We start from the raw sequence: 19001 nt of genomic DNA, 5'->3' as shown, positions 1-19001 counted from the left end.
CAGCGCACGCAGTCGAACGCGCTGTTGTCGTGCGCTGACGTCGACCGTTCGTCAACTCCGTCGCCGACTGTCGACGCCCGCCGCGGCCTGGCGCCAACCGTCATCGCTCGGTGACGACACTGTCTCGGTCGGGATCTTTCGCCGGTGAGACCGGTCGGTACCGTACGTTGACGGCCGACGTAGGGTCGCCTTCGCTGATCCAGTGGAGACGGATCGGCGCACTGCCCGGGTTGTCGTGCAGCCGGATGCCCTCGCCGAGCAGGATCGGTGCGATGTGCAGGTCGACCTCATCGATCAGTCCCAGTTCGAGCAGCTGACGGCCGATGGTCGGCGAGAACACTTCGAGGTTCTTCCCGCCTGCCACCGCCAGTCCGATCCGTACCGCCTCGGCCGCACCGCCTCGGCCGCGCCGCAATTCAAGAACGTGACTCCAGCGGCAGGTGTCGCGTCCTCGGGGTGGTGGGTGAACACGAAGATCAGTCCGCGCCAGGCACCGCCGTACACACCGCCGGCGTCCGGGAATCGGTCCCAGCCGTTCCCCCCAGCACGGCGCCGGTGGTTTCGGCTTACTCCTCGACCAGGTCCCGATCGAACGAAACACCGGCCATCCAGTCCATCTCGTGGTTCGGCCCCGCCACGAATCCGTCCAGTGACATCGTGAAGTGCCACAGCACTTTTCCGTCCGCGATCTGCGGCTCGGTGTCGCCCATCCATCGCCTCCGATCTGCTTGCGAACTGCAACCGATAGTCGCACGCTGGATCGGAAAACGGAGGCCTTCAAGGTGTTTGTGACTGGCCAACGTATCTGTCACCGAGAGTGATGTCCGGGCTGGCAGTTTGCTACCGACCTGATCACGGTATGTGACTCGCAGCTGTAGTTGGCGGTCGCAATGAAAGTTGGCCAGTGTGGCAACGTTGCGACTTCCGGCGTCGGTCATTGAGCGCACCCTCATGCCGATTCCGGGATCTGACGATCGGTGCCGGTGAATGGCTCTGCTGCTGGTGTCGTGCTGTCGAGCAGAGAGTTCGGATCTGCGGGGTCAGGGCGCCCTACGATTGGCCTCGACAGCTGCGTGTCTGTGATGGAGTAGCTCGGTGAGCCGGTCGGTAGCCATTCGCAACCTTAGGATTTCGTCGAGAGCGATGCCCAGTCGGTTGCAGACGGTGGACTCGTCCCACTCGGCAACCGCTGCGCGTGCCTTCTTCTCCTTGTCACGCATGCGCGCCGCTCGCTCGAAATCCCCGGCGTCCACTGCTTGTTCCTTCGCGTTGCGCCAGTGCTCGATGTCGTCGAGAACCTTGGTGAGATCATCGGGCAGATTCGCCGCAGCGATCGTGTAAGGCGTTGGCCGGCTGTCTCCTTCGGCGCACCCGTAGCACACGGCACTGCTGGCTGCAGTCCGCGCGGCCCGGACCGCGTCCACCGTGACCCCCTGTGCGGCGAGCACGTCTGTGGCGCCGCCGTCGGCTGCGAGCAAACCGATCAACAGGTGGTCGGATCCGACCGGCAGTGTCGGGTTTTGCTGCAGTGCGCATTCCAGTACAGGAGCTATCGGCGCAGCGCTCGCCGCGGCGGTGCCTGCCCTTCCCGCGATCGCACGGCGAATGTCTATCGGCGTGATGCGTAGATCGCCCAGGATCACAGTCACCATTCCGGATGCGTGATCGTCTACCAACGCGAGCAGCAGGTCCAATGGCGTGGTGTGGGTGTGCCCCCAGTCGGCCGCATGCCTTGCGGCCCGCTCCATCGCCGCGCGGGCGGCACCGGTGTACAGGCGGGGGCTGCCGACATCGGTCATTGTCTCAGTGTGCCGCAGCGTTTCTCGACTGTCAGTCGTCTCTGTCGCACCCGCATTGTTTATCCTCGGGTAACCAGCGGAACACACATTCTCCGAGTCGCACCGAGCACCTACAGTGCCGGCGGGATCCGGTGCGAGGTTTGCAACGACAAGTTCCGACCAAGCTGAAGCAAATCAGTTCATGAAACAAGAACAGCCCCGGTGAAAACCGGGGCTGACCTGGTACTACGGTGGTGCGCGATACTGGGATTGAACCAGTGACCTCTTCCGTGTCAGGGAAGCGCTCTCCCGCTGAGCTAATCGCGCGAGGTGGAGACGGGAATCGAACCCGTGTGCACGGCTTTGCAGGCCGTTGCCTCACCACTCGGCCACTCCACCGCGCAAAGGAGGACGGCATAAAGAATATTTAAGCCTGGCCTACCTCTCGAGCGGATGACGGGATTCGAACCCGCGACCCTCACCTTGGCAAGGTGATGCGCTACCAGCTGCGCTACATCCGCATTTTGCATCTCGGAGGTGGTCTCGCTGTCCTCCGTGGTGCGAGATGAAACATTAGACGACGTTTGCGGAAAGGTACAAATCCGCTGGTAGAAGGGGTCGAATTCGAATCACACAAGTGTTGTTCGGTTGGCTGTCCGGGTGTTGGGCTGCGGATTGCGCGCGATTCGGGTCGAGGTGCGGTGCAGGGTGCTCGGTGGCGACCGTGGCAGGCGTACGGGACACGCGGCCTAAGTGGGTGGGGTGTGTCGAGATCGGGTGTCCAGAAGGTAGGTAGCCCTCGGGGATGGTCGCGCCGCTGACGTGGCAGGGTTGCGTTGCCGGAGTAGCTCGTCGGACCCGCGACCCACGTTGCCCGATCGCAAGTGCGGCTTGGCATCCCGGCGTCATCGAGGTGGCGATTTGGTAGACGCCCGGTGGTGCGTGCTAATGTTCCTCCTCGTTCGGATGACGCTTCAGCGCCAACCGGGCGGCAGAGTTCGGTCCCATAGCTCAGCGGGAGAGCGTCCGCCTCACACGCGGAAGGTCGCTGGTTCGAAACCAGCTGGGACCACCACCGAAAAGCCCTTTGATCAGGTCAGAAACCTGAGCGAGGGGCTTTTTTCGTGCCTGCCGAAGCCCCTACCGAAACGCCTGGATCAATGGGGATCAGTCTGCTGCCACTCCGCCAGTGATCACCGGAGCAGTGACGGCAGTTCCTATCTGTCACATATAGGTGGCGTCTGTAACCAGACCGAACGTGCGATATGCAGGCAATACAGGACGTTAAGGGGGCATCTACATTTCCGGCTCTGTCTCGACGGAGGGCCCGGCAATTAGATGCCGTAGCGGCTCATCGGACCTTGGCCGGACGCCCCTCCAGGGCTTGCCACCGACGACATGGCGAGCTGCGTTCTCCGAATGACGTCCCGCTGCTCGTTCGCTCGTCCAGTGCTGGTTATCTGGAGGCGAAGGGTTGGGTGGTGCAGGCTATTTGGCCGGTGCCAAGTTTGTGGCGTCGAGGGCGGGCCGCAGCGCCTTCGCCAGGGCGACGGCGTCCTCATTGGCCCAGTAGTGCAGGTAGAACAGGCGCGGGCTATCGGTGAGGGCGTGGTTGTGTACTTCCACCACCGAGATACCGCCACGGCGCAGCGCTTCGATGACCTTGTTCACCTCGGGGCCGGTGAGCGCGAAGTCGCCATTGATCGCGGCCTTGCCGTCTCCGGTGGGCTGGAAGTTGATGACGGTGGTGACGCCATAGGTCGGGGGTAAGACGTGTCCGGTATCGGTGATGGTCTCCGCGCGGGCGAGGGTGTATTTGTACAGTCCTCCATCGGCAGTGCCTTTGCGGCCGAGGGCGGCGTCGACGGCGGCGGTGTCGATGTCAACCGGCGGCTGTTGGGCGGGCGGGACGGCGGCCGGGCCGATGGCGGTGGCATCGAGGGCTGCCTCGAGACCCTTGGCCAGCTGTGCAGGGTCGCCCATGGCATGGATGTGGGTCCACCAGATCGGCGGGGACTGTTCGAGCAGGTGCTTGTGTAGGGCGGTCTGCTCGATCCCGTTGGCGTGCAAGGCGTCGGTGACCTTGGGCAGCTCCTGTTCGGTGACCACCAGATCGCCCATCAGCAGGGTTCCGTCGTCATACTTGCCGAACACGGCGTAGCCGCCGAGGGACAGACCCGGTTTGATCGGCACGCCTGCAGTGGTCACCTGCAGGTCGGTGCGGACCAGCGGGATGCGGTAGACAGTGTTGTCGTCGCCGAATTTGCCGGTGCGGCCGAGAGTCTCGGTGATCGGCTTCCAGTCCGTCTCGGTGGTCGTGGCCGGTCGGTGCTGGCTTTCGGCGGTGGTGGTCGGGCTCGGCGTGCTCGAGTCGCCGTTATTCGAGCAGCCTATCGCCACCGTGAGCGCTAGCAGGGCGGTCAGCACGGCCGCACAACTCGGAAGTCGATGTGCCGGAACAGTCATGGCTTTCTCCTTCGCTTGTTGTCGCCACCGGTTGGTGCGACGCTTCGGATTCAGCCGGTGGGTTCGAATTCCCACAGCACAGGCACGCCGCCTGGACCCTTCGGGACGGGGACGTAGCTGCGGTGGGTGCCTGGGTCGAGCGCCAGGGAGTGCGCACCGTCGGCCAGATGTGTTGATCCGACCGCGACGGTTGTCGCGTCACGCCTGTCGAACAAGCTGACCCAGCCGCTTTCGGCCGCAACGTACAGCCGGTGCGCTCCGGCGTCGTAGGCCAGCACGTCGGGGGTGTCGCCGACCTTGTAGTGGCCGGTGACGGCGCGGTGGGCCAGATCGACGGTGACCATGGCGGCATTGGCCTCGCAGCCGACGAATATCACCTGTCCGGCGGCGTCCAGGGCTTGGCCGTGAGGACTGGCGCAGCCGGGGGTTGGAATCCGCTCGGTGACTGTGTGTCCCGCCGGATCGATCAGCGCGAGTTCCCCGCGGCCCTGCACGGCTACCACCATACGGTCCGCCGCCGGTTCATAGACGACGTTGCCGACCTCACCGCCCAAAGCCACGGTGGCGCGGACTTCTCCGGTGTCAGCGTCGACGACAGTCTCGGTGCCAGCATGCTCATTGGTCGTCCAGACCGCGTTGCGGACCGGGTCGTAGACCAGGCCGTCGGGATAGTTACCAGTCGGTGCGGTGAACAGCACTGCACCGCTGTCCTCGTCGAGGGCGACCAGTTGATTGCGGCCGGTAGCCGTGGCATAGACACGATGCTTGTCGGGGACCACGATCACGCCATGAACATCAGGCAGATCCGGGATCGTGCGGGCCACCTGGTGTCTGTGCACATCGACTTCGACGAGTTCGCCCACGCCCATGTGCGCGATGAACAGCAGCCCACGCCCCTGGTCGAGACTGGTGTAGTCGAACCGCGCCGGACCACCGGTCAACACCACCTCACCGACCCTGCGCCAGGGCAGTTCACCGGTGTTCGGCGGCGGCGACTGCGACGATTGGGTGCACCCACTCGCCACCACGGCAACGATCCCCAACAGCGCAGCAAGCCTGCGCGCGAGCCGCATCCTGCACCTCCCGGGCCGAAGTAAACGGTAGTCGCCGATCAGCCCACTGGTCTACGCTCTCACCCGGCGCAGCCCGCTCCCAAAGGTCCGCCGGCTCCGCCGCCCGTCGACACGCGGCGCATCGGATAAACCAACCGAATTCGATCACCGAATTTGATCTTCGAATCCGCATCCGGGGTGAAGATCAAATGCGAGATCGACTCCGCCGCACACCGATACGGGCACCGTCGAATAAATCAAACTAATTTGATCTTCGAATCCGCACCCGGAGTGAAGATCAAATTGCGTTACCTCGACACAATAGAGTGTTAGCCCATTATTAACGGTGATTCATCTCACAATAATATAAGTGGATTTACAGATCTCTTTTTCATAACGTTGCTGGTGCCGCCCGTTATGGCGTCGTTATCCATCTGTGGAAGGAAGCCCCGTACATGTTCTCTCGCAAGATCCTCGCCGCCGCCGGCACCGTCTCCGCCGCCGCCCTGTTCTTCGGCCCGGTCGCGGTGGCCTCCGCCGCCACCTCCGCTGACTCCGCCGCCACCGGCTCCGCGGGTGCGGCCTCGGGTTCGGCCTCGGGTTCGGCCTCCGGTTCGGCCGGCTCCTCCACCGGTTCGGCCGGCTCGTCCTCCGGTTCCGCCATGCTCGACTCCGGCAGCTCGGCCCTCGACGGCGGCACCTCCGCCATCGTCAACATCATCGATGCCATCACCGGCGTCAGGGACCTGAGCCAGCCCAAGCCCGCCGCCTGATTCGGTCTCGGTAGATCACCGCTTCCTCCATGGCGCCCCCCGGGGCCGGATCTCTTTTGTGCCGCGACGCTACGCATCAGCGAGCGCACGCTATTGCAGTGAATTTGCCAGAACCGCACCGGTCATTCCCGGTGTCGGACGCCTCGGGGCGCTGGCGCATTCGATGTGCCTGCCCCGGGCGGGTGAACGGTTCGCTCGCCGAGTCACCGGCCAGCCCACAAGCATTCAACGCCGAATGCCATCCGCGCCAACGCCGCCGCGGTCGGGAGTACGTCACGAAACTGGTCGGTGCCGGGAGCGGTTACCGCGGTCGGCAGATGGTGATCGGACCCGTCCATACCGCAACGGAAAGCCCTTCACCGCACGCCGACTTCCTACCCCTCGGACCCGCGTCGGCCAAACACCGGCGTCTGCGCGGGCAATACCGTAGCTGAAGGTGCGTTCGACTCAGGTAAGGGTCGTGTGGTGCAACCCCGTGTCGTGATGCCCTGTGCGGCGACTCGGACACCTCGAGAGTCGGCGGCACCATCGCCTGTGGTCTGCCAGGTCAGGGCCGGGCTGTTCGGGCAGCGCCATCTCGTCGAGATCTAATTCGCCGTAGCGACCCACGCGCGGGAGCGGAACGGCTGGCGAGCGCTCTCCATCGCGGCGGCCGGCCACACGCACTCGAGCAACGCCCGGATCTGCTGAACCTGGCTCACCATATCCACCATCAGCTGCGCGCGTCGCGTTCCCAGATGTCTTACGCCGCACAGCGGCCTTCATCGCATTGAGGTCTTGCCGAGGCGGAGTGTCGGGGTTGGCTGAGTCGATGCTGTGGGGACTGTCAACCAAAGGGCCACGGACCCCGATACGTCTCCGCCGACACGCTGTGACCTGTGAGGACAGACCAGTCAGGTCCGCGACCTCCCGCAACATCCCCGCATGCGACACGACCCCGCTGCCGTCCGCGGGCAGGTCGGTGGTGTGGCCGGACAGCCGCCGTCGGACGCGGTAGCCGTAGGTCGAACGCTGCTCGGCCGCAGTCGAATCGGCACCTACCGAGCGGTCAGCGACGATTCGCCGCGTGACGCCTGCGGAAGTTGCTCGAGTCCGTCGGGTGTGTACAGGCGCACCGCTCGAACCGCGGCGGCGACCGCTACGAGCGGGGGTATGCGATGGCCGTGTCCGCCGCCGGCCGACCACTCGAGGCCGGGGCCCGAAACGGGTGACAGATGCCATACGGCGCGGCCGACGTGGAGCACCGCCCCGCAGTGTTCGAGGTACTCAATGGCCCGATCGGCTTTGCTGATGCCGGTGACGAGCCGGATATGGCGCCCGACCGGACCACCGATAGCGATGGTGGGTCCCGACAGGCCGTTGTCCTGGAAAAACAACTCCACCCCGATTCGCAGCGGGGCGGGTAACTCGATTCCGGCGCGTTCCACTCCGAACGTCACCACGATCGTGTCCTCGGCGTGGCTGATCGACCAATCGAACCGGTTGGCAGTGGTGGCGGGTTCGGCGGCGGAGGCCGTGGATGTCATCGGATTGGTCGGTGTAATCAGTGTGTCCTCCCTTTTCGAGCATCGACAGTGTTCGCGGAACGCACAGATGCCCAGACTTCGGTGGTGGGCCGACATATCGTTACGTTGGCCGATCGATTTGGGGGAGGACCTCGGGCATCGCCTTGTCCGAGGTCCTGTTATCAGGGGTCCAGGTTTGTTCGAGCGGGATGTCGTGGACCGAAAGACCGTTTCGGTAGATGTTCGCGAAATCGAGCGAATAGTAGCTACGAACCGACCGATTGCCATGTCGCAAACATTTAGCTATCTAATTGAGATTTAATTGAGATCGATCCGGTAAATCTGTGAACTGTGTGTATCTCCTCGCTAGAGTCCTCGGCTATGACCGATGGACACGTAAACGGCTGCGGGTACTCCTTTGCGCGCGATATGTGGGCAACCGAGAGGTTATGGCTGTCACGGTCCGTGCGGACCATCCTGGTCGGACTCGCCGGCCAACTGAGCGGGCTCGGACCACAGGCATGGACCCGCTATGAAGACGGTGAGCTGGAATTCGCGGAGGCGCGTGAGTTCCAACTAGCCCTGCTGCGAGTGCACAGTGTGCTCGCGAACGAGATCGACGCCGGGATGTTGGAAGCTGCCGCCGCGGCCCTCGACCATACGGCCGGGCTGGGCGACATCGCCTCCGTCACGGGCCTGGACCGGGCGCATGCCTATCAGCGCTGGGGCGCCCTCACCGCGGTCGGTGAACGTATTGCGCTCATCATCTCGCAGCCGTGGCCGGATGGCGGGCCGTCTACCCTCCGGTCCCCCGAAGCGCTCTACGAGCGAGATCGGCGATGGTGGCGGGTGAGCAGTGCCGCGAGACGCAACGCCCATTACGCCATCGTTGTCGTCGACCGATTCGTCGCGCGGGTATACGGGCTCGACTCGGACGGTTGGCAACCGGATTCCACGGGAACAAGGTGGGAGTTCCGGGCACTCGGGTCTGAACCGCTATCGCAGATGCACGTGGACCGTGCATACCGAAGGGGTCACCTACCGGCCCGATTGGGCGACCCCTATCCCGCCCGGCTGGATCGCGCGTGCGTCCCCAGTTACTTCTCGGGTGGGCACGATGGCGACTGAACGCGCCACCCGGACCGAGATGTCGTCGGGGCGTCCGGCGTTCGGCGATACGTAATAGCCAGCCGCATCATCAGTTCAGTCAGTGGGCGGGTGTGTTGTCGTGGGGTGTGGGGTAGTAGCGGCGGATGTCGTCAGAGGTGGCGGTGGCGGAGTAATTGAATATGAACCGGCAGTCTGGTTGCAGGGTGTGGGCAGCGTTGACGATGGTCTCGAACAGCAGGGTGTTGGACGCGACGAGCCGGACTCCGGCGCCGATGAGGACGGCGTCGTAGGATTTGGCCGCCAGCGCGCGGCGGGCGGTGTCGGCACCGGAGGTTCCGAACTCGATCAGGCAGTTGTCGACTTCGTATCCGGCGGCGCGCAGGGCAGCGACGTTATCGTCGTTGGCGCGGCGCAGGACCTCCTTGGTGAGCCCGGGGAATTGGGTGAAGTCGGGCGATGTGTAGTCGATGACGTCGGGGTGCAGCCCGATCTGGATGGCGGTGACGGTCATCGTGCTTCCTTCCATGGTGGTCACGTTGATGGAGGGTCATGCGGTGTCGGGGTGTGCGAGCCGATCCACCATTGCCACACCTGCCGCAAGGCCTGGCTGTGGGTGGAGGGTCCGGCCCAGGCGATGTAGCCGTCGGGGCGGACCAGCAGCGCCGGACCGGAGTCGGTGCGCTCGGCCTGCGGCAGGTCGATGTCGACGGGTGGGGCACCGTGCTCGCGGATGAGGACGAATCCTCGTGTGCGTTGCAGCACGGTGAGGCGATCGCCGGTCAGGGGTGTTTCGGTGGCGAGGGTGCCGACCAGCCGGTGCTCGCCGCGGCGGCGGCGGTAACGCAGTGTGGTCCCGGCGAAGCTGCCGGCGATCGTGTTCGCGATGGGCCCGAATCCGAGGGCGGTGGGGGCGATGTGGTCGCGTAGCCAGCGGGCTGGGCGTGGGCGCAGGGTGACCCCGCGCATCATCGCCCCGCTCTGCAACAGCACTCGTTCGCCGATGGGGTGGCGTTCGGTGTGGTAGGTGTCGAGTACTCGGTCGTCGGCGCCGCCGAGGACGGCGTCGAGTTTCCAGGCCAGGTTGGCGGCGTCCTGGATGCCGGTGTTCATGCCCTGCCCGCCCATCGGGGAGTGCACGTGTGCGGCGTCTCCGGCGAAAAATACTCGCCCGCACCGGTATTGGCGGATTTGGCGTTCGTCGCAGTGGAACCGGGAGTGCCAGCTGATTTCGGCGACTCCGACGTCGCGGCCCATCGCGCGGTTGAGGACATACTGTATCTCGGCGGGTTCGACGGGTGCAGTGTCGGGGAGTTGGTGGTGGCGGTCCCAGGTCATCGACCGGTACCAGCCGGCGGCGGGCCCCGTGCCGTAGGGGACGAGGAATCCGAAGCAGTCTCTGGTGCTGCCGAGAGTTAGCCCGCCGCCGGTCGGTCCGGCGGTGAGGCGCACGTCGGCCAGCACCACCGACGACAGCACCGATTTGCCAGGGAACTCGATGCCCAGCAAGCCGCGGACGCTGCTGTGCGCGCCGTCAGCGGCCACCAAATACTGTGCCCACCAGTGTGTTTCGCTGTCACCCGAGGAAGCGTCTTTGGAGCGGGTACTGACGGCGACGCCGTCGGTGTCCTGGTCGAGCGCGACGACCTCGACGCCGCGGTGGATCGCGGCGCCCTGGTGCTCGGCGTAGCGGGTCAGGGCCTGATCGACATTGGTTTGCGGAGTGATCAACCCGTACCGGTACCGCGACCGCAATCGGGTCAAATCGACTGTGGCACCGGCGAACAGGTGCACCGCGGGCGTGGTGGACCCGAGGGCGAGCAGATCGTCGGCCAGTCCGCGCGCGTCGAGGACTTCCAGGGTGCGGGCCATGGTCGCGAAGGCACGGCTGGCCGGGTTGATCTGCGGCCACCGCTCGAGCACGACGACCGACCGGCCGGCCCGTGCTAGATCCCCGGCCGCGGTCATCCCTGTGGGGCCGCCGCCGACCACGATCACATCGGCGCGGTCGTCGAAGGCAACCGCGGTCGGCGATTCGCTCGCGAGGTCGTTGTCGAGCACCATCAGGGCTTCCTCCCTTTTCGATGGCAGGTGTTCGGTCGTACTTTGCTTGCCCTTTCACCTTCGCCCAACGACGTGATCGAATCCAACGATTCGTGCTAGTGACCATCACCGACAGTGATTGGTTGTGGACGTGGCACAGCCGTCGTATTTCGCCGTCGTTGTCGAGGAACGCAACTTCACCCACGGCGCCGCCCGCGTCAACGTCTCCAATGCGCCGTTTCCGCAGGTCAAGGGGTTTGGCTGACCTGGAGTCTGTCCCCGTGCGTGGATCTCAGCGATATGGGTCAGACCGCGCGTGAACGTTTGGGTACCGGAGGCTGGGTGTACGCGCACAACCGGTTCGCCGATGAAGCCGCAGCGCTGTACGAGCAGGCCAGCCGGGATTCGGCGAGGTTCCTCGAGACCGAGTCATTGGACCCAGGGTCCGGCGCCTGAATCAGAGGTCGAATCAGGCCAGGCCGCCCATAGGACATGGCCAGGGCAACTGGTCGGCTGGTACGTGTGGGGGCGGTGCGGTAGTGACTCCGCTCGCCACCTCGGCGTCGTACACCCGAGCCGAGCACTGATCCGATCGACGAGCCTTCTGGATGGTGGGCGGACGGCAGGGCGTGCGGTTCTCACAAGAGGCTCAGCAGCACGCAACCTGCTGCGGCGCCGATTCCTGCGCAGAGGAGCGCCCCTACCGTCTGGGGTATTGGACGTGGATCGTCGGCTCGGCGGCGATATCGGCGGCGGCGCAACCTCGTACCGATCGTGATCACGACGAGGACGGCGCTCAGTACGAGTGTTGCGGCCGTCAGTGAGGCGGAAGGGCGGCCCGTCGCGGCTCGCGCGCACCCGGCACAGGCCACTGTTGCGGCGAGCAGGGTGCGTTGCCACGCGAGGATGGTTCGTTCGGGCTGCAGCCCCGGCGCGTTCACAGCGCCACGAGCGCTATCGCCAGTAACGCTGCTACGCATACTCCCACCACGGTGACCGGAACCATCGGCGGTCGCGGCAGGGGTTGATCGCGGCGCATGGCGACCTGTACGCGCCGCCACTGCCAGAACGCGCCCACCGCGATCGCGCCGGCAAGTACGACACAGACCGCACCGATTGTTTTGTGCCACAACGGGGTTGACGCATAGAACTGGCTGACCGCGATACCGCCCGCCAGCAAGCCCAGTGCTGTGCGCACCCATGCCAGGAAAGTGCGTTCGTTCGCCAGGGTGCATCGATAGTCCGGCTCGTGGTCCACGCTCGCCTCGACCGCACAATTATCCCGAACCATTCACCCTCCGTACGACAAGCTGACCAATCGTGGACTGGATGTCCACATTTGTTCGAGGTGTCAACGGTGACGATTCGAACATCCTCGTCGAGTAAGCGCGGGCGCAGAGCCTGTGCGAAATCGTGGAGGTTGCTGAACTCGCGTGGCCGCGCACAGGAATCCTGTGTGCGGCCCGCGCTGTGTTCAGCGATCTGTTGGACTACGACGAATACTCTGTGCGGCAGACTATTTCGCAGGAGTGGGGGCGGGCTGGGTGATGGTGGTGAAGTACTGGGCTGCCGCCATCAGGATGAAGGGGGCGGTAATGAGAAGCTGCCCGGCGATGGCGCCCAGTGCGCCCACAGCGAGGATGCCGCCGACGCATCCGAGGGCGGCAGCGGGCAGGAATCCGCCGAACAGGCCGATGATCGCGGCGGCCGCGACGGTCGCGCCCGCGATGCCGCCGAGGACGCACCCGACTGCGGCGCCACTGAGTACTCCGACGGTGCTGCCGATGGCGGCTCCCGCGGTAATGGTGCTCACCATTCGGCCCCAGGCCGCCTGCTCGCGGTCGTACTCCGACCGCCACGGAGCCTGGTTCTCGAAGGGCAGCGCGACCGGGCTGTAGGTGGCATGTTCTAGGTCGAAGCGCGGGGTCAGCGTCGCGGTGCGGCCGCTGATGTCGGCGGTGATCGGGAAGACGAAATCGTCTACCCGGAAGGACAATACGGCGCTGGCGAGCGCCTTTCCCGTCGCATTGGCGATGGTGAGCACGCCATTGTCGGCGGAGAGCGAGCCGGTGTCGGTGGTGAGCACCGCTGCGGTGTCACCGAGCGTGGCCGTGTAGCCGACATTCGGGTTCGCCGGTGCGGGGGCCGCGGTGGCGGTGGCGGCCGAGACGGCGAGTGCGCCGATCAGCAGCGCGGAGGTGGTCGCGATATTCCTCATCTGGTTTCCTTATATTGTGTTGCGGGGGACAGCACGCATCGCCACCGAATAGGCAATTCGATTCGGCGGGTGCGGTATTCGGTGTGGATCAGGAGATGCGGAGCAGACGGCTCAGCGGGGTTCTGCGCCGCCTGTTGCGGGAGTCCGGCCGTGTCGCATTACTGTCGCGACAGCGAGTCCGGCGAGGCCGACCACCGCCGCAACCAGGAAGGAATGCTGGAATGCGGTGTCCGAGTAGGTGATTCGTCCCGTAGTGGGGTTCTGGCGCGCGATGTTCTGTGCCATGACGACACCGAGAACGGTCACCGCGATTGCATTGCCGAGCTGGGCAACGACCCCGAGCATGGCCGCGCCTACCGCGCTCTGTTCGGCCGGTACGGCGTCCATCACGAGGTTCGGTCCGGACGCGTAGTACAGCCCCATCCCGATTCCGAAAACAGCGGAGAGCAGCATGATCTGCCATCGATGGTCGGGCAATGCGGCGGCAGCTGCCAGACCGGTGATCATTGCGCACACCGCACCGATGAGGGTGAGCCGCGCGCCTCGACGGCGGGCGACGAGACCGCCGAGAGGTCCGCAGCCCATGGTCAGCACGCCGGTGGGAAAGGTCCACAGGGCAAACGCGGTCGCCGTCAACCCCACGCCGTACGTGATACCGGGTTGGGCCGGGGTCTGCAGCAACTGCGGCATGAGCAGCCCGTATCCGGCAATCATGAACCCGATGAACAAGTACGCCAATAGTGTCGATCGCAGCGCATTTCCGGCCAGCAATCGCAGGTCGATCGCTGGTGCGGGGACGCGCAGCTCCCACACCACGAATGCGATGAGGATCCCGGCCCCGCCGATCAGGGTCAAGAGTGTTCCGCTGCTGACCCACCCCCATTTGGCGCCCTGGCTGATGCCGACCAGTATCAGCCCGACCCCGGAGCCCAGGAGTGCGACGCCGAATAGATCCAGGCGATGCCGCAGTCGCAGCGAAGACTCGGGCACGAGGATAGCCACCACCGGTATCAGCAACACGGCGTAGCCGAACATGAACCAGAACAGCGATTGCCAGCCGTGGTTGTCGATGAACCATCCGGCGACGAACGGTGACGCGAGCGCGCTGACGCCGATTCCGGCGGCCACCGTCCCGAGTGCTACCGGGACCCAGCGACGCGGGAAGATGTCACGGACCAGCGCATAGGCCACCGCGACCATCCCTCCGGCGGTGCCCTGCAGCGCCCGGCCAGCCAGAAGTACCGCGAACGAATCGGCGGTTGCGCAGATCAGGGATCCGACAGCGAAAAGTACTGCCAGGGAAAGCATCACCCGCTTCTTGCCGAAGGCGTCGGCGAGTTTGCCGACCAGCGGCAAGCTGACAACCGCCGCCAAACTCACCATCGTCAGGACCCAGCCCAGGTGCAGTGTGTGGAAATTCGACGACATGTGTGGAATTGCCGGATACACCAGCATGATTTCCATCGGCGCGAGCTCGGACATAAGCACGATGAGCGCAAGCGCCGCACCGTACCGCCAGCCCGGCCGTCGACCCGGCGGATCGTCACCCGACTGCGGTTCGGGAGTGTTGGTCGTGGTCTCGGTCATATTGCTCTCGATCCGGTGAGGCGGGTTGCGCTAGTGGCTGTTTCGCAAATGTGCGGAACGGCGGCGGGCCTGAATCTGCTCCGTGCGCTCGGTGACGGTGAGGGTCGGAGTTGCCTCGGGTAGGAACTTGCGCACGTCCGCGAAGGGCACCAACCGCATGACCGGACTCGGTACACCGTCGGTCAGTAGCAGGCGGCCGTTGACGGTGCCGTGCGTATGCCCGCCGGTATCAAGCCAATTCGGCACGCCCGGGTCCCGGTGGGCGATGACCGCGCGGAAGACGCCGTCGTCATCGAGTCGGGCTTGGGCATGATTGAGCGAGGATTGGCGAGAAAACCAGTTGACGGTCTCCCAATACCAGTTCCCCAGGCCGAAACTCCAGTAGTGACAGGACGGCGGGGTGAACTCCAGGATGACTGCTTCGTCAGGGGCGCACCGAAAACTGCCCATGCCGTATGCCTGGTTCTGGAATCCACCCCACGCGCTTTCGCTCAGCGGAGTAAATGCCAGGGAGTTCGCGGGGGCATTCAGTGAGAGTTTGCACATTTTGTCCCAGTAGGCGCCGGCCTTGTCCAGCCAGCGCACCAGCCGCTCGGCGCGGGCAGCGACGTCGGCCTCCGACAGTGCGGCGGGCGGGGGATAAACGGCATCGACGCACTCGATCACGAGATTGGCCGGGCGCTCGGTCGCCCAATCACTGAAGACCTGACGCACACACAGCGAGCCCGCGTGGGCGTCGATCGTCAACCAATTTCCGGTGTACCCGGCCGGCCGCTCGGGGCCCAGGAGCAACTCGAACTCCCCGTCAGGTCCGGCCACGAGTGTGCGACTGTCGATGTTGGAGTTGATTCGGTAATCGGGTGCTTCGCAGAAGTGCGGTGAGTGCACCTGAATATCGAAGTAGTGCGCGGTGCCCCGATCGCCGTGGATCCGGTAGACGCGGTCACCGCTGACCGCGGCGAGTGTGTAGATCAAATCCGGGTTGTCGATCCCCCAGCTGCAGGTGGTGTCGGCCCATCTGCCGAACTCCGGATAGTTCGGATCTGCCAATTCCATGCTCAGCAGGGCGCCGGCCGCCAGGTACCGGGTGGCGAAGCGTAGGCCCTCCGCCCGCAGGAGTGGAGTATCGGTATCCGGGTCATCGAAGACCACGGTGCGGCCGAACCGATGCCATGCCTGGCCTAGCTGCTCGAATAGGGCGCCTGAGCGCACCGACTCCACGCGTTCGGTCATGTTTCTTCCTCCATGTCGCCGCCGTGTTGTGTGTGACGTGAATGACATAGTCGACATTGAAAATGGCATTGTCAACCCCATGTGTCCACTCTGTGGACCGACTGTTCGGGCTCGGAACGCCGGAAACGGTTCGTGGGTGGGTGCTATACTCAGTTTCGAAAATAGTATTTTCGCTGCATTGGAGGCCGGCAAGGTGACGTCGATGGAACGGTCGCGCGCGAACCCGATTGCCACTGCCGCGATCGAGCGGCTGTTCGACAAGCACCGCGGCGAGTACTTTGCGGAAGCCCAACGTCTGATCCAGGCTTGCAGCGGTCTGATCGCTGAAACTGGGCAGGTTGATCCACCCGTCAATGCGATCCTCGAACGAGCAGGTCTCGGAACCCGGGCGTTCTACCGGCTATTCAATTCGAAGGAAGAGCTGATCATCGCCGTTCTGCAGGACGGCACCAGCTGGAAAATCAGCTATATCGAAGAACAGATGGCGATGGCAAGTACGCCGCTGGAGCGTGTGCGCGCATGGGTCGAAGCCGCCATCGCCCCCCACACCCGGGATGCGTCGCCGGGACATCGAGCGATCCTGCTCCATACGTACCGGTGGGAAATGATGTTTCCCAACGAACTAGCGGCAATGCGTGAGCAGCTCCTGCGGCCTCTTGTTCGAGCAATCGCTGATCTTCGAGGCCAGGATGGCTCGAAATCTGCTCCCAACGCTGCCGAGATCATCTACGACTCGTTTTTCGGCGTTGCTTGCCGAGCTGAAGCACAACAACGATTGGTCGATGCCAACGAGGTGACGGCTCTTGCCCGAGTAGCGGAACTCATCGCCACTTCTTTTTGATCCTAGGGATTGAGCCGGTCCACCCGCTGACGGCAGCTGATCGTCGACGCCGCGTGGCGCGCTGTTCGGACCGGCCACGCGGCACTCCCGAAGATCTACGGGCCAAGATCATCTCGGCATCGGCATCGGCATCGCACTGAACTGCCGCATACCGCGCTGGCCGAACCGGCCACGGCATCGATGCCATGCAACGGGGCGTCGTCAGATTCCGATGCGACCTCCGGCTGGCTCGGACCACCGTCCTGACACAGGAAGGAATCCTGACCTGGCCTGGCCGCCTACATCAGATTCACTGAGCACCATCGGATTTCGTGTCATCCGCATCAGACTGATTGAGCCGGTATCAGATCAACCGAGCCCGGACACGAGGCGGTTCAGCATGCTGGCGGGCACGATCAACCTGACTTGATCGGCGGATGTTCGAGCGTGATCATGACCGGACCGCATCGCTCTGTCTCCGAACGCTTCTACCGCAGGGAGGACAATGTCAGGTCGATGTGCCTTCGACCTCACCGAGCCAGGCTTCGTTCTCTGTGCCCGTCGGCCAACCAGGTCAGCTTCGATCTCGGACAAGCGCGAGAGCATCTTGGGTTGATGTTGAGCATTGGGCATCGGATGCAGGCGATGGCATTTCCTCGGCCGGGTCGTGATCCACGGCTCCGCACGACGACCGGTCGTACCAGTGCGACTCTGGCCGCCAAGAGAATTGGGGACGTGGCTACGGGACCGCGACCAGGGTCAGGCAGCTGGCCGGTGGATCGACCAGGAAGCAGAAGGCCGGGCTGCGGCTGGGACGGTAATCGGCGGGGACGCCGTTTGCGGCGACGAGCTGCGTGTAGGTGTCGACTGCATCGGTGGGGCGGCGAGTGAGGGCCGGGTCGGTGCGCACGTCGACGGTGTAGAGGCCGAATCGTGGTGTGTAGCTGCCCCATTCGTAATTGTCGGTGATGCTCCAGTAGTTGTAGCCGATGACGTTCATGCCGTCGGCCTCGGCGCGCTGGATCCAGTAGACGGTGTCGCGCAGATGATCGCTGCGGGAGTAGCCGTCGGCCCGGGGGCGGCCGTTCTCGGTGGGCATGCCGTTCTCGACGATGTAGAGCGGTTTGTCCGGGAAGCGGCGCGAATAGTGTTGCAGCGCATAGTAGATGCCCTCGGTACGCAAGGGAAGATCCCAGATGTTCGTGCCTGGCGGGTTTGGAAGAGTAGATCCGGTGGCTTTGGTGATGGACCCGAGCAGCGACTGCGCTGGATCGTAGCCGAAGTAGTAGTCGATGCCGACGTAATCGAGCCGGTACGCGACGCGATCGAGGAATGCCCCGTTGACTTCGGCCTCCGAGCCGGCGACATAGCCGACGTTGCTGGTCACTTGTGCACCGGGCTGGATTTGGTGGATGTAATCGTAGATGGCGTTGTGCGCCTGCGCGATCCGCTCCTGCATCTCGCCGGGATCGGCGGCGCCCCTGCGGACCTCGTGCGAGATATAGGCGGCCGGCTCGTTCACCGTGACCCACAGCGGATTGTGGGAGGCGTAGCGATCGACCACCGTACGCATGTTGGCCAGCCAGTCGTCGATCATGCCCGGACTGCGCCAGCCCCCGCGGTCGACCGCCCAGCCCGGGTACACCCAGTGGTCAAGGGTGATCATCGGTCGCATCCCCGCCCGCACGATATTCGCGATGACGGCATCGTAGAAACGGAACGCGGCCTCGTCCCGAATCCCCGGTGCCGGCTGCAGTCGGGCCCATTCGATCCCGATCCGGAACACCCGCACGCCGAGCGCGGCCGCCAAGTCGATGTCCGACGCAAAGCGGTCATAGAAGTCGACCGAATCCTGCAATGCGTCGTAATCGTGGTGCGAGGGAATGTAGCGCATCCAATTGCTGTCGGGCGCATGGCCTTCGGACTGGAATCCGGAGGCCGCGACACCCCAGAGAAAACCCGAGTGCAGCGGCGGTGTGGCAGCGACCGGCCGGATCGGCGGGGCCGCCGGAGCGTCCGTACATAGCAGCATGGTCGACGCGGCAGCGGCGAGTACGGCCAGGGCATACCGACGAAACCGGAGTCGCATCACGTCAGGGTAAGTGGATGTGCACCGTCGACACGCGGATTGTGCGATAACTGGCTTCCGTTTCCGCGAGTTCCTGCCCACAGTGACCAAATTTGTCAGGGACGCAGGCGGTTTCGTCCTCAGCACAGACGAGAAGGACAAGGGTCCGGCGTCGCAACTGGCGGAGATTTCACCAACCGGTCAGCGGAGGGGCAGCCGCCGGGTGATTGACCTGGCCGCTTCTGGGTTGTCTCAGGTTGTGGCCAGTGGTGTTGTCTCAGTTCGATGGCATTCTTCGGTGCGAATGTCTCCCTCACGTTGTTGCGTGGCAGATCACTGCTCGAGCGGCTC

At 64.5% G+C, this 19001-nt stretch carries 18 protein-coding genes, 4 tRNA genes and 1 pseudogene; 5 read left to right on the top strand and 18 right to left on the bottom strand.

Annotated features, from left to right (window positions below):
* Positions 1-100 precede the first annotated feature (100 nt).
* The 6 genes from OHQ90_RS30650 to OHQ90_RS30625 form a co-directional block, all read right to left on the bottom strand.
* Entirely contained in the window at positions 101-415 is a 315-nt protein-coding gene (locus OHQ90_RS30650; RefSeq protein WP_328403408.1) for a dihydrofolate reductase family protein, read from the bottom strand.
* A 151-nt stretch (positions 416-566) separates the two neighbouring features.
* Positions 567-710, bottom strand: a complete 144-nt coding sequence (locus tag OHQ90_RS30645) for a hypothetical protein (protein WP_328403406.1) — start codon at positions 708-710, stop codon at positions 567-569.
* Between the two features lie 330 nt (positions 711-1040).
* Positions 1041-1799, bottom strand: a complete 759-nt coding sequence (locus OHQ90_RS30640; protein WP_328403404.1) for a Clp protease N-terminal domain-containing protein — start codon at positions 1797-1799, stop codon at positions 1041-1043.
* Between the two features lie 231 nt (positions 1800-2030).
* A tRNA-Val gene (locus OHQ90_RS30635) sits at positions 2031-2105 on the bottom strand.
* 1 nt (position 2106) lies between these two features.
* Positions 2107-2177, bottom strand: a tRNA-Cys gene (locus tag OHQ90_RS30630).
* Positions 2178-2226: 49 nt separating this feature from the next.
* Positions 2227-2299: transfer RNA gene (locus tag OHQ90_RS30625), tRNA-Gly, on the bottom strand.
* Positions 2300-2778: 479 nt separating this feature from the next.
* On the opposite strand from OHQ90_RS30625, the gene OHQ90_RS30620 reads away from it, so the two are divergent.
* A tRNA-Val gene (locus OHQ90_RS30620) sits at positions 2779-2853 on the top strand.
* Positions 2854-3266: 413 nt separating this feature from the next.
* On the opposite strand, the gene OHQ90_RS30615 is transcribed toward OHQ90_RS30620, so the two are convergent.
* Positions 3267-4244: a DUF1259 domain-containing protein gene (locus tag OHQ90_RS30615; protein WP_328403402.1), complete on the bottom strand. Its 978-nt coding sequence runs from the start codon at positions 4242-4244 to the stop codon at positions 3267-3269.
* Between the two features lie 50 nt (positions 4245-4294).
* The gene (locus tag OHQ90_RS30610) at positions 4295-5317 is read right to left on the bottom strand and encodes a YncE family protein (protein WP_328403400.1); all 1023 of its coding nucleotides are present in this window, start codon (positions 5315-5317) and stop codon (positions 4295-4297) included.
* 434 nt (positions 5318-5751) lie between these two features.
* On the opposite strand from OHQ90_RS30610, the gene OHQ90_RS30605 reads away from it, so the two are divergent.
* Positions 5752-6069, top strand: a complete 318-nt coding sequence (locus OHQ90_RS30605) for a hypothetical protein (RefSeq protein ID WP_328403398.1) — start codon at positions 5752-5754, stop codon at positions 6067-6069.
* Between the two features lie 832 nt (positions 6070-6901).
* Here OHQ90_RS30605 and OHQ90_RS30600 read toward each other — a convergent pair.
* Together OHQ90_RS30600 and OHQ90_RS30595 are read right to left on the bottom strand one after the other, a co-directional pair.
* Positions 6902-7047, bottom strand: a pseudogene (locus OHQ90_RS30600) (IS1380 family transposase); the annotation flags it as partial.
* Positions 7048-7106: 59 nt separating this feature from the next.
* On the bottom strand, positions 7107-7595 hold the full coding sequence (locus OHQ90_RS30595; protein ID WP_328413464.1) for a hypothetical protein: 489 nt from the start codon (positions 7593-7595) through the stop codon (positions 7107-7109).
* A 360-nt stretch (positions 7596-7955) separates the two neighbouring features.
* Between OHQ90_RS30595 and OHQ90_RS30590 the strand changes: the two genes are divergently transcribed.
* On the top strand, positions 7956-8702 hold the full coding sequence (locus tag OHQ90_RS30590; RefSeq protein WP_328403396.1) for a hypothetical protein: 747 nt from the start codon (positions 7956-7958) through the stop codon (positions 8700-8702).
* A 79-nt stretch (positions 8703-8781) separates the two neighbouring features.
* Here the strand turns inward: OHQ90_RS30590 and OHQ90_RS30585 are convergent, their stop codons facing one another.
* Positions 8782-9195 (bottom strand): hypothetical protein, encoded by a 414-nt coding sequence (locus tag OHQ90_RS30585; RefSeq protein WP_328403394.1) that lies wholly within the window; start codon positions 9193-9195, stop codon positions 8782-8784.
* A 20-nt stretch (positions 9196-9215) separates the two neighbouring features.
* On the bottom strand, positions 9216-10649 hold the full coding sequence (locus OHQ90_RS30580; RefSeq protein WP_442941506.1) for an FAD-dependent monooxygenase: 1434 nt from the start codon (positions 10647-10649) through the stop codon (positions 9216-9218).
* Positions 10650-11024: 375 nt separating this feature from the next.
* Between OHQ90_RS30580 and OHQ90_RS30575 the strand changes: the two genes are divergently transcribed.
* Positions 11025-11180 (top strand): hypothetical protein, encoded by a 156-nt coding sequence (locus tag OHQ90_RS30575; RefSeq protein ID WP_328403390.1) that lies wholly within the window; start codon positions 11025-11027, stop codon positions 11178-11180.
* Between the two features lie 182 nt (positions 11181-11362).
* Here OHQ90_RS30575 and OHQ90_RS30570 read toward each other — a convergent pair whose 3' ends face one another.
* The 5 genes from OHQ90_RS30570 to OHQ90_RS30550 form a co-directional block, all read right to left on the bottom strand.
* The gene (locus OHQ90_RS30570; RefSeq protein ID WP_328403388.1) at positions 11363-11704 is read right to left on the bottom strand and encodes a DUF202 domain-containing protein; all 342 of its coding nucleotides are present in this window, start codon (positions 11702-11704) and stop codon (positions 11363-11365) included.
* Positions 11662-12015 (bottom strand): YidH family protein, encoded by a 354-nt coding sequence (locus tag OHQ90_RS30565; protein WP_328403386.1) that lies wholly within the window; start codon positions 12013-12015, stop codon positions 11662-11664. The genes OHQ90_RS30570 and OHQ90_RS30565 overlap by 43 nt, the downstream gene beginning before the upstream one ends.
* A 225-nt stretch (positions 12016-12240) precedes the next feature.
* Positions 12241-12942 carry a hypothetical protein gene (locus OHQ90_RS30560; protein WP_328403384.1) on the bottom strand — a complete coding sequence of 234 codons (702 nt, stop codon included), beginning with the start codon at positions 12940-12942 and terminating at the stop codon, positions 12241-12243.
* A gap of 111 nt (positions 12943-13053) precedes the next feature.
* Positions 13054-14529 (bottom strand): MFS transporter, encoded by a 1476-nt coding sequence (locus tag OHQ90_RS30555; RefSeq protein ID WP_328403382.1) that lies wholly within the window; start codon positions 14527-14529, stop codon positions 13054-13056.
* A 30-nt stretch (positions 14530-14559) separates the two neighbouring features.
* Entirely contained in the window at positions 14560-15762 is a 1203-nt protein-coding gene (locus OHQ90_RS30550; protein WP_328403380.1) for a DUF1214 domain-containing protein, read from the bottom strand.
* 136 nt (positions 15763-15898) lie between these two features.
* Between OHQ90_RS30550 and OHQ90_RS30545 the strand changes: the two genes are divergently transcribed.
* Positions 15899-16603: a TetR/AcrR family transcriptional regulator gene (locus OHQ90_RS30545; RefSeq protein ID WP_328403378.1), complete on the top strand. Its 705-nt coding sequence runs from the start codon at positions 15899-15901 to the stop codon at positions 16601-16603.
* Positions 16604-17321: 718 nt separating this feature from the next.
* Here the strand turns inward: OHQ90_RS30545 and OHQ90_RS30540 are convergent.
* On the bottom strand, positions 17322-18671 hold the full coding sequence (locus tag OHQ90_RS30540) for a family 1 glycosylhydrolase (RefSeq protein ID WP_328403376.1): 1350 nt from the start codon (positions 18669-18671) through the stop codon (positions 17322-17324).
* Positions 18672-19001: the final 330 nt, after the last annotated feature.

The sequence above is a fragment of the Nocardia sp. NBC_00403 genome (genome assembly GCF_036046055.1).
Taxonomy (GTDB): Bacteria; Actinomycetota; Actinomycetes; order Mycobacteriales; family Mycobacteriaceae; genus Nocardia.
Note: the sequence above shows the minus strand (reverse complement) of the source record. Positions and strands in the feature narration are given on the sequence as shown.

Excerpts from the sequence above, each read along its gene's own strand:
- OHQ90_RS30575 (WP_328403390.1), top strand. The coding sequence starts at position 11,025 with ATGGGTCAGACCGCGCGTGAACGTTTGGGTACCGGAGGCTGGGTGTAC.
- OHQ90_RS30540 (WP_328403376.1), bottom strand. The coding sequence starts at position 18,671 with ATGCGACTCCGGTTTCGTCGGTATGCCCTGGCCGTACTCGCCGCTGCC.
- OHQ90_RS30585 (WP_328403394.1), bottom strand. The coding sequence starts at position 9,195 with ATGACCGTCACCGCCATCCAGATCGGGCTGCACCCCGACGTCATCGAC.
- OHQ90_RS30615 (WP_328403402.1), bottom strand. The coding sequence starts at position 4,244 with ATGACTGTTCCGGCACATCGACTTCCGAGTTGTGCGGCCGTGCTGACC.
- OHQ90_RS30605 (WP_328403398.1), top strand. The coding sequence starts at position 5,752 with ATGTTCTCTCGCAAGATCCTCGCCGCCGCCGGCACCGTCTCCGCCGCC.
- OHQ90_RS30590 (WP_328403396.1), top strand. The coding sequence starts at position 7,956 with ATGACCGATGGACACGTAAACGGCTGCGGGTACTCCTTTGCGCGCGAT.
- OHQ90_RS30555 (WP_328403382.1), bottom strand. The coding sequence starts at position 14,529 with ATGACCGAGACCACGACCAACACTCCCGAACCGCAGTCGGGTGACGAT.
- OHQ90_RS30595 (WP_328413464.1), bottom strand. The coding sequence starts at position 7,595 with ATGACATCCACGGCCTCCGCCGCCGAACCCGCCACCACTGCCAACCGG.
- OHQ90_RS30645 (WP_328403406.1), bottom strand. The coding sequence starts at position 710 with ATGGGCGACACCGAGCCGCAGATCGCGGACGGAAAAGTGCTGTGGCAC.
- OHQ90_RS30560 (WP_328403384.1), bottom strand. The coding sequence starts at position 12,942 with ATGAGGAATATCGCGACCACCTCCGCGCTGCTGATCGGCGCACTCGCC.
- OHQ90_RS30640 (WP_328403404.1), bottom strand. The coding sequence starts at position 1,799 with ATGACCGATGTCGGCAGCCCCCGCCTGTACACCGGTGCCGCCCGCGCG.
- OHQ90_RS30550 (WP_328403380.1), bottom strand. The coding sequence starts at position 15,762 with ATGACCGAACGCGTGGAGTCGGTGCGCTCAGGCGCCCTATTCGAGCAG.
- OHQ90_RS30565 (WP_328403386.1), bottom strand. The coding sequence starts at position 12,015 with ATGGTTCGGGATAATTGTGCGGTCGAGGCGAGCGTGGACCACGAGCCG.
- OHQ90_RS30570 (WP_328403388.1), bottom strand. The coding sequence starts at position 11,704 with ATGCGTAGCAGCGTTACTGGCGATAGCGCTCGTGGCGCTGTGAACGCG.
- OHQ90_RS30610 (WP_328403400.1), bottom strand. The coding sequence starts at position 5,317 with ATGCGGCTCGCGCGCAGGCTTGCTGCGCTGTTGGGGATCGTTGCCGTG.
- OHQ90_RS30580 (WP_442941506.1), bottom strand. The coding sequence starts at position 10,649 with ATGACCGCGGCCGGGGATCTAGCACGGGCCGGCCGGTCGGTCGTCGTG.